The 12,127-nt window shown below is 48.8% G+C and carries 11 protein-coding genes; all 11 read right to left on the bottom strand.

Annotation, left to right across the window (positions count from 1 at the left end):
- Positions 1–357: 357 nt before the first annotated feature.
- Positions 358–1,860: a lysine--tRNA ligase gene (gene lysS, locus Q0757_RS10425; RefSeq protein ID WP_298786990.1), complete on the bottom strand. Its 1,503-nt coding sequence runs from the start codon at positions 1,858–1,860 to the stop codon at positions 358–360.
- 124 nt (positions 1,861–1,984) lie between these two features.
- Entirely contained in the window at positions 1,985–2,974 is a 990-nt protein-coding gene (gene dusB / locus Q0757_RS10420) for a tRNA dihydrouridine synthase DusB (RefSeq protein WP_298786987.1), read from the bottom strand.
- Between the two features lie 33 nt (positions 2,975–3,007).
- A complete protein-coding gene (gene folK / locus Q0757_RS10415; RefSeq protein ID WP_298786985.1) occupies positions 3,008–3,523 on the bottom strand; it encodes a 2-amino-4-hydroxy-6-hydroxymethyldihydropteridine diphosphokinase in 516 nt (171 codons plus the stop codon).
- On the bottom strand, positions 3,523–3,885 hold the full coding sequence (folB, locus tag Q0757_RS10410; protein WP_298786983.1) for a dihydroneopterin aldolase: 363 nt from the start codon (positions 3,883–3,885) through the stop codon (positions 3,523–3,525). The genes folK and folB overlap by 1 nt, the downstream gene beginning before the upstream one ends.
- On the bottom strand, positions 3,878–4,720 hold the full coding sequence (gene folP, locus Q0757_RS10405; RefSeq protein WP_298786981.1) for a dihydropteroate synthase: 843 nt from the start codon (positions 4,718–4,720) through the stop codon (positions 3,878–3,880). The genes folB and folP overlap by 8 nt, the downstream gene beginning before the upstream one ends.
- Before the next feature lie 27 nt (positions 4,721–4,747).
- Positions 4,748–5,578: an aminodeoxychorismate lyase gene (pabC, locus tag Q0757_RS10400; protein WP_298786979.1), complete on the bottom strand. Its 831-nt coding sequence runs from the start codon at positions 5,576–5,578 to the stop codon at positions 4,748–4,750.
- Positions 5,579–5,586: 8 nt separating this feature from the next.
- Positions 5,587–6,174, bottom strand: coding sequence for an aminodeoxychorismate/anthranilate synthase component II (gene pabA / locus Q0757_RS10395; RefSeq protein ID WP_298786977.1), 588 nt, complete (start codon positions 6,172–6,174; stop codon positions 5,587–5,589).
- Between the two features lie 27 nt (positions 6,175–6,201).
- Positions 6,202–7,665 (bottom strand): anthranilate synthase component I family protein, encoded by a 1,464-nt coding sequence (locus Q0757_RS10390; RefSeq protein WP_298786975.1) that lies wholly within the window; start codon positions 7,663–7,665, stop codon positions 6,202–6,204.
- A 231-nt stretch (positions 7,666–7,896) separates the two neighbouring features.
- Entirely contained in the window at positions 7,897–8,829 is a 933-nt protein-coding gene (gene cysK / locus Q0757_RS10385; protein WP_298786973.1) for a cysteine synthase A, read from the bottom strand.
- A 109-nt stretch (positions 8,830–8,938) separates the two neighbouring features.
- Positions 8,939–9,832, bottom strand: a complete 894-nt coding sequence (gene hslO, locus Q0757_RS10380) for an Hsp33 family molecular chaperone HslO (protein ID WP_298786971.1) — start codon at positions 9,830–9,832, stop codon at positions 8,939–8,941.
- A 214-nt stretch (positions 9,833–10,046) separates the two neighbouring features.
- Entirely contained in the window at positions 10,047–12,083 is a 2,037-nt protein-coding gene (gene ftsH, locus Q0757_RS10375; protein ID WP_298786968.1) for an ATP-dependent zinc metalloprotease FtsH, read from the bottom strand.
- Between the last annotated feature and the right edge of the window lie 44 nt (positions 12,084–12,127).

Below are 12,127 nucleotides of genomic sequence, written 5' to 3'. Positions count from 1 at the left end.
CATGTATTAGGCACGCCGCCAGCGTTCGTCCTGAGCCAGGATCAAACTCTCCGTAAAAAGTTTGATGCTGTGGCATCAGTGATGCCCTAAATTTGATTCTTTTCTTTGGGGCTCTGGCTTGTCTTTCCTTTTCAAAGAACAATCTGTCGTTATTTTTGCGACTTTTATATGTTAACACCGAAGTGTTATTAAGTCAATAACTTTTTTTCAGCTGTCTGAACAGCCCGCCGCTCTCTTTACGGCGACAAAAAATAATATATCATCGTTTCTTATTTGTACGCAACCCATTTTTATATTTTCTTTTAATTTTTTTATATAATTGCCGGCTTTCAAATCAGAAAGCCGGCAGAAAGCTTTCTACTCTTCGCGTGAAGCCTGGCTCCGCATTTGTGGAAACAAAAGTACGTCTCTGATAGAAGCAGAGTTTGTGAGCAGCATCACCAGGCGGTCAATACCTATTCCGAGTCCTCCCGTTGGGGGAAGTCCGTATTCCATTGCTTCAAGGTAATCATAGTCCATCATGTGGGCTTCTTCGTCTCCAGCTTCTCTTTCTTCCACTTGTTTTTCAAACCGCTCCCGCTGATCCACAGGATCGTTTAACTCACTAAAGGCGTTCGCATGCTCACGCCCTACAATAAATAACTCAAAGCGGTCTGTAAATCTGGGATCTTTTTCATTTTTCTTTGCAAGCGGAGAAATGGCGAGTGGATGACCGTACACAAATGTAGGCTGAATTAGTTTTTCTTCAACAAAGTGCTCAAAGAATTCGTTAACCACATGGCCAAAGGACATCGTTTCCCGAATTGGCACATTATATTCTTTAGCCAGTGCTCTCGCTTCTTCGTCACTCATTTCCTGCCAGAAATCTACACCGGTTTCTTCTTTGACAGCATCTACAATATGCATTCTTTTCCACTGGTTGCCAAGTTCAATCTGCTCTTCTCCGTATTGCAGGGTGGTGCCCCCAAGCACATCTTCAGCAATCTGTACGATCAGGCTTTCGGTCAGATCCATAATATCTTCATAGTCTCCAAAAGCTTCATACAATTCCATCATGGTAAATTCGGGATTATGACGGGTGGAAATACCTTCATTACGGAAGACGCGGCCAATTTCATAGACTTTTTCCATACCGCCGACAATCAGCCGTTTTAGATGCAGTTCAATCGCAATACGAATGTAAAGCTCCATGTCCAGGGCATTATGATGAGTAACAAACGGACGTGCCGATGCTCCGCCCGGTATCGTATGAAGCATCGGTGTTTCTACTTCCAAAAAGCCCTGGCGGTTCAAATGATTTCTCATGGATTGGATAATCTTACTCCGCATGATAAACGTATCCTTTACTTCCGGGTTCGCAATAAGATCTAAATAGCGCTGGCGGTAGCGCTGTTCAATATCCTGAAGACCATGGTATTTATCAGGCAGCGGGCGAAGAGCCTTTGTTAAAAGGGTTACTTCTGTTGCACGCACAGACAGTTCCCCTACGTTCGTTTTGAATGCACGGCCGCGCACCCCGACAATATCTCCAATATCCATATCCTTAAAGCCTTCGTACGCTTCATCGCCGACTTCGTCTTTCCGTACGTAAATCTGGACCTGCCCTTCAAGATCCTGCAGATGTGCAAATCCCGCTTTTCCTTTTCCACGCTTAGTGACCATGCGACCTGCTATCGTAATATCCGTATTTTTTTCGCTTAACTCCTCTTTAGAGAAAGCGTCGAACTCCCGGTGCATGGTTTTTGAATCATACGTACGCGCGAAGCGTTCTCCAAACGGGTTTTTTCCTTCATTAATCAATGCCTCTCTTTTTTCCCTGCGTACACGGAACTGGTCGTTCAGCTCTTGATCCTGGCTCATAGTAGTCTCCCCTTTAGATCGTTTTTAATTTTTCTTCTATATAAACATCGTTTGTTTCCAGTTTCAGTGATGCATTCATAAGCAGAGCGGCTTCCCTGAAAGAAGCCGCTCTTAGTGCAAATACTTATGCCATGCTGGGAGCTTCCGTAGAACCGACAAAATTATATAGTGTTTCCGCCACTTCGTCGCGTGTATTCAGTTCATTTACTCTGCCCCGTACCTTGGAGCCGCCGTGCATGCCCTTCAGATACCAGGCCACATGCTTGCGCATCTCCCGAACGGCCACATCTTCGCCTTTCAATTCTATCAAACGGTCCATATGCACAATACATACATCCATTTTTTCCTTCGGAGTTGGTTCTTCCTCTACAAGCTTTCCTGTTTCCAAATACTGCACTGTCCGGTAAAACATCCATGGGTCCCCAAGGGCGGCACGGCCGATCATCACGCCGTCCACTCCGGTCGTATCAAGCATTGCCTGGGCGTCCTGAGGGGTAGATACGTCTCCATTGCCAATTACCGGAATATTCACCGAGTCTTTTACTTCCTTAAGTATTTCCCAGTTCGCCACGCCTTCATACATCTGCACCCGGGTGCGCCCGTGTACCGCAACGCCTTCACCGCCGGCGGCCTCAATAGCCTGCGCGTTCTCCACAGCCAGTATATGCTCATCGTCCCAGCCCATCCGCATTTTCACCGTTACGGGCTTATCTACTGCGTTCACTGCTGCTTTTACCATTTGATAAATTTTATCCGGGTCTAGCAGCCACTTGGCCCCTGCATCACACTTAGTGATTTTCGGTACAGGGCAGCCCATATTGATATCAATAATATCTGCATTCGTATGCTGATCCACTACTTCAGCAGCCCCAGCCATCGTTTCCTGGTCCCCGCCGAAAATCTGAAGACTGAGCGGCTTTTCCCTTTCATCCACGTAGAGCATCCGCATCGATTTTTCATTTTCGTGCAGTATTGCTTTGTCGCTTACCATTTCTGCACAGACCAGTCCTGCTCCAAATTCCTTCGCTATCAGCCGGAATGCAGGGTTGCTGACTCCCGCCATCGGAGCAAGCACCACCGGGTTATTCATTTCTATATCACGAATTTTTAACACCACAGCAACCTCCTATGTGTTGGCTTTATTATTTTACGTGTCGTCGTTGTCTATTAACAGCTCGCCCCAGTATACTACATCGGCCCGTTCCTTCTCCGGCAGTTTTTTTACATACCAACGAACCGTCTTGTCCTCGTGAACAAAACGGTCCGGGGCAATATCAAAAAACGGCACAAGAACAAAGGCCCGCTCAGTTAACCGGGGATGCGGAATAATTAAATGCTCCTTGTTCATATTTTCTTCATCATAGATAAGAATGTCAAGGTCCACTGTCCTCGGCCCCCACCGTTCTTCACGTATGCGCTCAAGCTCATGCTCGATACGGTGAAGCACCTCAAGCAGTTTCTCCGGTCCGTAATCAGTGCTCCATTCGGAAACCATGTTCAGAAAATGCGGCTGACCGGTCACTCCCACCGGCGCGGTTTCATACACCGGCGACAGCTTTGTCAGCTGCATCTGTTTCTCCTGCTGCATAGCCAGGACCGCCCGCTTTAAATACTCCGCCCGTTTCCCGAGGTTTGACCCCAGTGCAATAAAAACCTGGGTCATTATGGACGAGTCCTGGTCATTTCAATGGCAACATGATCGTAGTGTCCTGGGATTGGCGGATCCGGTTTGATCACTTTCACGTGAAGCTGCTCCACAATATTAAAACGCTCAAATATTGTTTTGGCAATTTTTTCAGCAATCGTTTCCACCAGCCGGTACGTTTGGTTTTCCACGGCCTCTTTCACTGCTTCAAATGCTTCGGCGTAGTTAACGCTTTTTTCTACGTCATCCTCTGCCGCTGCCGGCTTTAAGTCCGCTTCGAGTACTAAATTGACGCGAAAGCGCTGACCTAGCCTGTTTTCCTCTTCAAACACCCCGTGATAAGCGTAAAACTCCATTCCCTGCAAATGAATTTTATCCAACCGAATGCTCCTTTCTTACTCCGAGCATAGCGTCCATCATCCGGGCTACGCGCGTCATTTCTTTGACGTCATGCACACGGACGATATCGCACCCTCGTTCAATACCCAGGCTCACCGTCGCACCTGTACCTTCCACACGATCATGGGCAGGAAGCTCAAGTGTTTTTGATATGAGCGATTTACGGGAGCTGCCAAGGAGTACTGGATACGAAAGCGACGTAAACTGATCCATCTTCCGCATCGCTTCGAGATTCTGCTCATAGGTTTTTGCAAAGCCGATGCCGGGATCCAGAATAATGCGGTCTTCCTTGACTCCGGCCTGCTCGCAAATAGCTATGCTTTCATAAACGTCCTGAATCATGTCAGGCATCAAATCCTGGTACTCCGTATTATCACGGTTGTGCATTAAAATTATCGGCACATCGTATTCAGCTGCCACCCGGGCTATATCGGGATCTGCTTTTGCTCCCCATACATCGTTAATGATATCCGCTCCGGCTCCGAGAGCTGCCTCGGCCGTGGAAGCTTTATAGGTATCCACGCTGATAGGCACGCCTATCCGGTCCCTCAGGGCTTCGAGTACCGGAAGGATCCGCCGCTGCTCTTCTTCTGCCTCTACAAATGCCGCTCCCGGGCGTGTGGATTCACCGCCGATATCTATAATATCCGCTCCGTCCTCCACCAGCTTTTCTGCCTGCGCGACAGCCTGCTCCACCCCGCTGTACCGGCCTCCGTCAGAAAAGGAATCCGGCGTCACATTTAAAATCCCCATGACAAACGTCTTTAAGGAAAAATCAAGCTCCCAATTCTTCCATCGCATTACCTGATTGCGCATTTTCTCTCCTCCCTGCCGTGCCAGCTGTTATTTTTTATCTCTTTCGTTCTGGTAGCGGCTGTGCAGCAGCCGGGCCGCTGAATAACTTGGAAAATAATAATCCCCGAGGGCACGCACTGCTGCAATTTCCTGAATAGAATTCGTAACAAACATTTCCTCTGCTTCTTCTATATCCTGCGGAAGAAAGTATCCTTCCTCCACAACGTAGTCATTTTCATGTGCTAACTGTATCACAAATTGACGGGTAATGCCGTTTAAAATACCTGTTTCCACTGCCGGCGTATACAAGATATCTTTTTTCCGCCAGAAAATATTGGAGACGATGCCTTCTGCAACATATCCCTCTTCGTTAACGAAAATCCCTTCCGCGTCCGGCCGGTCTTTTATTTCCTGTTTGGCAAGCCAGTTGTTCATGTAATGATGCGACTTCAGGCGCTCCCGGCCTTCCGGGCTGTTCCGTCTCAGCCGGAGCCACAGGGCATCCTTTTGCACAGGCTCCGCTCCCGCTGCCGGAAGCGGCTTCATGTAAATAACAATAACCGGCTCAAGGTAGGGGGTCGTCTGAATTCCCAGGCCCCCCGGCCCTGCGGATACGTTATACCGCACGTAGGCATCCTTCAGTCCATTGGCATCGAGCAGCTGCCTGATTTCTGCTTCGACTGTTTTCCGCTCATAGTGAAAGACAATGCCGAGCTCTTCTGCACCGGCTTCGAGCCTTTCCATATGAGCATCCAATAAAAACGGATGACCATTATACACCCGAAACGTCTCAAATAAGCCAAGCCCATACATAAAACCGTGGTCAAATACAGAAAGACGAGCTTCGCCCGCCTTCTTTATCTCCCCGTCTATATGCACATACAATGCTACAGCACCTCTTCAGACTTCCGGTGCCGGTCCACAAAGCGCTTGAGCATCTGTTTTCCTTCACCGGTCATAATCGATTCAGGGTGAAACTGTACACCCTCAACAGGGAGGGTGCGGTGGCGGATCCCCATAATCTCCCCGGCTTCCGTTTCCGAGGTGATATCAAAGCAGTCCGGCAGGGTGTCTCTTTTCACAATTAACGAGTGGTACCTTGTCGCCGTTAACGGATTTGGAAGATCAGCGTAAATACTTACACCGTCATGGTGGATCTCCGACGTTTTCCCGTGCATCAGCCGCTCCGCCCGTACAACATCGCCGTCGAAGGCCTGCGCAATCGCCTGGTGGCCGAGACAGACACCGAAAATCGGAATTTCTCCGGCAAAGCGGCGTATCGCTTCGACGCTGATTCCTGCCTCATCCGGACTGCAGGGCCCCGGGGAAATCATCAGAATATCCGGATTCAACTGGGCGATCTCCTCCACTGTAATTTGGTCGTTACGCCGTACTTCGAGTTCTTCTCCCATTTCTCCGAGGTATTGCACGAGATTGTACGTAAACGAATCATAGTTATCAATCATTAAAATCATGCGAAAATCTTCCTTTCTATTCTAGTCTCAGCTCTGCTCATGGATAATACCGGCCTCTGCTTCACTCTGTCTTTTCGCTTCCCATAATGCTTTGGCTTTTTTGATTGATTCTTTGTACTCTGCTCTTGGATCAGAGTCGATGACAATCCCGGCCCCTGCCTGCACATGGGCGTACCCGTCCTTGGCAAGCATCGTGCGGATGGAAATGTTCAGCTCCGCATCCTTGTTGTAGCCGATCCAGCCGAACGATCCTGTATAGAAGCCCCGGCGTACCGGCTCAAGCTCTTCAATAATTTCCATCGTCCGTATTTTCGGAGCACCGGTGATCGTCCCTCCAGGAAACACTGCCCTTATCATATCATATACCTGCTCTGTTTCAGCAAGTATCCCCCTTACATTGGAAACGATATGCATCACGTGGGAATACCGCTCCACCGCCATTAATTCATCCACCTTCACCGAACCGTAGTGGCAGACACGGCCAAGATCGTTTCTTTCAAGATCGACGAGCATAACATGCTCGGCCCGCTCTTTTTCTGTGCCCATCAATTCCTGTTCAAGCGCCATATCCTCCTCTTCGTCCTTTCCTCTCGAACGGGTCCCGGCGATCGGGCGCGTGGACACCTCTGCACCCCGTTTTTTAACCAGCAGCTCCGGAGAGGCGCTAACCGTCTGCCAGTCCGGTGTATGCATATAGCCCATATACGGGGAAGGATTCAGCTCTCTCAGCTTCTGATAAATGTGAAAGGCTGAGGTATGCAGGAGCTGTGTCTGGCGGGTGGATAAATTCACCTGAAACACGTCTCCGGCGGCAATGTATTCTTTAATCTGCTCTACCGCTCCGCCGAATAATTCCCCGGAAAAGGACGGCACCGACTTTTCGGCAGAGACAGCCCCCTTCGCTTCTGAACGCTCCTGCCCGGAAAACTCTTCAGCCACTTCCGACCATGCTTTTTTCCATTTCCCGAGAAATTCACCGGCGTCTTCCTCTTCGGCATGCAAATGCCAAATCCACGTTTTACCCGCTTTTTTATCGTGAATAAAAAACAGATCGTACAGGAGAAAATACGCATCCGGCATTTTCAGATCATCCACCGCAAGCTCCGGCAGATGCTCAATATATCGTACATAGTCATAGCTTATCTGGCCTACTGCGCCTCCCTGGAACGAAGGAAGAGCAGAGTCCGTTGGCAGATTGTACGGCTCCATCCATTTTGCCAATGCTTCAAGCGGGTCTCCCGCATGCATTTCAGTGCTTCCCTGCCTATGAAGGGTCGTCTCTTTGTTTTTCCCTTCCACTACCCCAAAGGGACGAAGGGCAGCAATATCAAGTTCGCCCTGGCGCCCGCTTTCAAGCAGCACGTGATAAGGCTCCTCCCTGGCAAGAAACTCAAACGCCTGAAAAAACTGGTCATTTGTCTGAAAAAACGACGTCGTACTCTGTGTATATGATTCTCCTGCTTGAGGCCCTCGGGCCAGTCGCTCATCCATTATGTGTATGCCCCCGGTTTCATCCAATTCTCTCTTTTTTACAGAAAATTCTCTTTATATTTCCTACAAGTCTACGAAATATTTTATAAAAAAACAATCAGAACGCTGCGTTTGCTTCATTACCCTTTTTCGTTATCATTCACTCCAAATAAACCAAAGTGCATCATTAAAGATAATTCCATAAAAAAAGCCCGCCCCTTTTCAGGGTACGGACTCTTTAAAGAATTTATGCTAGTCTGTAGTCTCTTCAAACTGATAGAGAGGCGTACTAAGATAACGCTCCCCGTTACTAGGAATGACAGCCACAACTTTTTTGCCCTTGCCGAGCTTTTTCGCTTCCTGAAGAGCAACGTAAATAGCCGATCCGGAAGAAATACCGCCTAAAACGCCTTCCTCACGGGCAGCACGGCGTGCATATTCAAACGACTGCTCCGTCGTTGCTACCGCTACTTCATCATAAATCTCTGTATTCAGCGTGCCCGGTACAAATCCGGCACCAATTCCCTGGATTTTATGAGGGCCTTTATTTCCGCCGTTTAGAATCGGGGAATCCGCTGGTTCAATACCTACAATACGCATCTCCGGATAGTGCTCCTTCAACAGGCCGCCTGCACCGGAAATCGTACCGCCGGTGCCGATGCCGGAAACGAAGGAATCAATCGGCCCATCAATCTGATCCAGCAGTTCACGGCCAGTCGTTTCACGGTGGATTTTCGGATTCGCTTCATTTTCAAACTGCTGCGGCATAAAGTAGCCTTTTTCTTCAGCAAGCTCGTTCGCTTTAGAAATCGCACCACCCATGCCGTCAGGTCCCGGTGTGAGCACCAGTTCCGCACCGTATGCACGAAGAAGATTGCGACGCTCCATGCTCATTGTCTCCGGCATTACCAATACCGCCGGGTAGCCTTTGGCAGCTGCTACCATCGCCAGGCCGATGCCTGTGTTACCGCTTGTCGGTTCAACAATTGTATCCCCTTCTTTTAAACGGCCATCCCGCTCGGCAGCTTCGATCATCGCAAGACCAATACGGTCTTTTACGCTGCTTCCTGGATTCATATACTCGAGTTTTAAATAAACATCTGCATCATTTTCCCCGGTTAAACGGTTTAGTTTTACTACGGGAGTATTTCCAATGAGTTCTGTAACGTTATTTGCAGCCTTCATTCATGCTCCTCCTTCAAACACCAAGTAAATTCATTGGTTTTATAATAATTTAATCGTACCAATTTGGTCAACTTCTGTCAATCTGTAGATCAAAAGGCGCACAAATAACCTAGGAGCGGTTTTCAATTTCGGAGGTGCGCTCTTTCAAACGTTCCAGGTCGTCGACATCCAGGTGATAGACCTCATTACAAAAGTGACACGTCGTTTCGGCTCCCCCGTCTTTTTCAATCATATCCTGGAGCTCATCGGTGCCAAGAGAAATAATTGCATTTTCCACCCGTTCCTTGGAGCACTGGCAGGAAAACTGAACCGGCTGCGTATCGAGCACGTTCACTTCTTCACCGAGGATAATATGAAGAATTTCCTCCGGGGTTTTGCCGTGTTCAATCAGCTTGGACACCGGCGGCATCTGTTGTATCTGCTGCTCAAGGCGCGCTACATATTCTTCCTCTGCGTCGGGAAGCACCTGAATAATAAACCCGCCTGCTGCTTTCACAGAGTTATCCGGATTGACAAGCACTCCAAGACCAACAGACGAAGGCAGCTGCTCGGAATTTGCAAAGTAATACGTGAAATCGTCTCCGAGTTCACCAGAAACAATCGGAACGTTGCCGGTAAACATATCCCGCATGCCGAGATCTTTAACGACTGATAAAGTTCCTTCCGTACCGACGGCACGGGCTACGTCCAGTTTACCGCTATCGTTCAAATCGAAGTGAACCTGCAGATTGTGGGCGTATCCCCGGGTGTCGCCCGAAGAGTTGCTGTCGACAATAATCGGACCCATCGGCCCGTGCCCTTCAATTTTAATGGTCAGTTTGTCGTCACCCTTAAGCATTGCCCCCATCATGGAACCCGCTGTCATCGCCCGGCCTAAAGCCGCCGAAGCAGTCGGCCATGCCTGGTGGCGTCTGACCGCCTCATCCACCATTTCTGTCGTGTGCACAGCATAAGCACGAACCTGATGATTAAACGCTGTTGCTTTTACTAAATAATCCTTCATTGATTTAATTCCTTCCTTTCCACTCTTGCTCTCTATATCATTATATTATCTTTGAAAACCTGATACATAGTATTGTACAAAACCCATCGAAAAACAACTAATCCGCTCGCATTCTCTCTGTTTATGCTATACCGCAGAACGCGCAGAGAAAAACGTCCGCTTTCTTTCAGCATACAAAAAAGGATGCCCGTTTAAAGGCACCCTTTCTTTTATACTAGTCGCGACGGTTTGTATCGTCACTGTCGGAGCTCGAATCTGAAGAAGCTGTCGTTTCTTCCGAGGAGGTCTCCTCCGAAGAAGAGTCGCCGCTGTCCTCTTTTAGGACATGGTCAGCCTCTTCCTCTTCACGCTTTTGTTCTTCGCTTTTCGTAGCACCCATCTCTTCATCCGATTTATTCGAATAGTGATCCTCCGGAAGCTTGCCGTCTTCAACAAGGGAACGGATCTGCTCTGCATCCAGCGTTTCCAGCTCCAGAAGACTTTGGGCTACAAGCTCAAGCCGGTCTTTATACTGCGTAAGAATTTGCTTACAGCGTTCGTAAGATTCCATAATGATTCTTTGCATCTCATTATCAATTTCGTGAGCGATAGCGTCACTGTAATTTTGTTCGTTCTGCATGTCACGGCCAAGAAATACCTGACCGCCTCCGCTTGAACCAAACTGCAGCGGACCGAGCTTTTCACTCATACCGTACTCGGTAACCATGCGGCGGGCGATATCTGTCGCACGCTGGAAGTCATTATGAGCACCTGTACTCACTTCGTTAAACATGACTTCCTCGGCCACACGGCCGCCTAACAGGCCGACAATTTTATCGAGAAGCTCCGGCTTGGTCATAAAGTAACGATCTTCCTTCGGAAGCATCATTGCATAACCGCCGGCCTGGCCACGAGGCACAATGGTCACCTTGTGCACCATATCCGCGTTTTCAAGCTTCATACCAACAACTGTGTGGCCTGCTTCGTGGTGAGCCACGATGTTACGTTCTTTTTCTGAAATAACGCGTGATTTTTTCGAAGGACCGGCAATAACGCGGTCGATCGCTTCTTCCACATGCGTCATTCTGATCTTCTGCATATCAGCACGGGCTGCTACAAGCGCCGCTTCATTCAGAAGGTTTTCGAGGTCCGCACCGGTAAAGCCAGGCGTACGCTGGGCAATGGCCCGGAAGTTAACATCCTCTGCAAGCGGCTTGTTACGCGCATGCACCTGAAGAATTTCCTCACGGCCGTTTACATCCGGACGGCCGATAAGAATCTGACGGTCAAAACGTCCCGGACGCAGAAGTGCAGGGTCCAGTACGTCAGCACGGTTAGTAGCCGCAATGATAATAATACCTTCATTGCCGGCAAAGCCGTCCATTTCAACCAGAAGCTGGTTCAGCGTCTGCTCACGTTCGTCATGGCCGCCGCCGACGCCGGCACCACGCTGGCGTCCTACTGCGTCAATCTCGTCGATGAAAATAATACACGGCGAATTTTTCTTCGCGTTTTCAAAAAGGTCACGTACACGGGAAGCACCGACACCGACAAACATTTCCACGAAGTCTGAACCACTGATGGAAAAGAACGGTACGTCTGCTTCTCCGGCAACCGCCTGGGCGATCAGCGTCTTACCTGTACCCGGAGGACCGACAAGAAGTACGCCCTTTGGAATACGGGCACCGATGTTGGAGAATTTACGGGCATCTTTTAAGAAGTCAACGACTTCTACAAGCTCCTGCTTTTCTTCCTCCGCACCGGCTACGTCTTTAAAACGCACCTTCTTTTTGTCTTCCTGGTACATCTTCGCCTTACTTTTACCAAAGTTCATCATCTTGCTGCCGCCGCCCTGGGACTGGCTGAGCAGGAAGAAGAATAGAAGGAAGATAATGATGAATGGGATCATCGTCGTAAGGAAAGTAACCCAGCCGCTCGTTTCTTCTTCCGGCTGTGTATCAAATTCGACAGCATTGCCGTTTGGCCCCTGCGCTGTCTGCAGCTGCTGTGTGGATTCATTCGTCATCGGAAGATACGATTCGTATGTTTCCGCATTTTCGGCATTTTCACTGGTAGCAGCTGTTACATTGTAAACTCCGCCCTCGGGCTGAAGCGTAATAGTAGCAAATTCGTTCTCACTGAGACGTTCGTTGAACTCTGTACTGCTGATTGTATTTGTATCTCCACCATCGTTTTGGGCAAAGCTGATAATCCCTATAATAACCAGGAATAAAAAAAGCCAAAACACAGTGTTACGAAAAATTCGGTTCATTCCTGACCTCCTCCTGCATACATCGAAAGCTGCAATAATAGTAT

The sequence above is a fragment of the uncultured Marinococcus sp. genome (assembly GCF_947493875.1).
Taxonomy (GTDB): domain Bacteria; phylum Bacillota; class Bacilli; order Bacillales; family Marinococcaceae; genus Marinococcus.
This window is presented reverse-complemented; position numbering and strand designations above follow the sequence as displayed.

What these genes read in the sequence shown, in the direction of transcription:
- lysS (WP_298786990.1), bottom strand. Translation starts at nt 1,860, where the DNA reads ATGAGCCAGGATCAAGAGCTGAACGACCAGTTCCGTGTACGCAGGGAA.
- folK (WP_298786985.1), bottom strand. Translation starts at nt 3,523, where the DNA reads ATGACCCAGGTTTTTATTGCACTGGGGTCAAACCTCGGGAAACGGGCG.
- folP (WP_298786981.1), bottom strand. Translation starts at nt 4,720, where the DNA reads ATGCGCAATCAGGTAATGCGATGGAAGAATTGGGAGCTTGATTTTTCC.
- pabA (WP_298786977.1), bottom strand. Translation starts at nt 6,174, where the DNA reads ATGATTTTAATGATTGATAACTATGATTCGTTTACGTACAATCTCGTG.
- Q0757_RS10390 (WP_298786975.1), bottom strand. Translation starts at nt 7,665, where the DNA reads ATGGATGAGCGACTGGCCCGAGGGCCTCAAGCAGGAGAATCATATACA.
- cysK (WP_298786973.1), bottom strand. Translation starts at nt 8,829, where the DNA reads ATGAAGGCTGCAAATAACGTTACAGAACTCATTGGAAATACTCCCGTA.
- hslO (WP_298786971.1), bottom strand. Translation starts at nt 9,832, where the DNA reads ATGAAGGATTATTTAGTAAAAGCAACAGCGTTTAATCATCAGGTTCGT.
- ftsH (WP_298786968.1), bottom strand. Translation starts at nt 12,083, where the DNA reads ATGAACCGAATTTTTCGTAACACTGTGTTTTGGCTTTTTTTATTCCTG.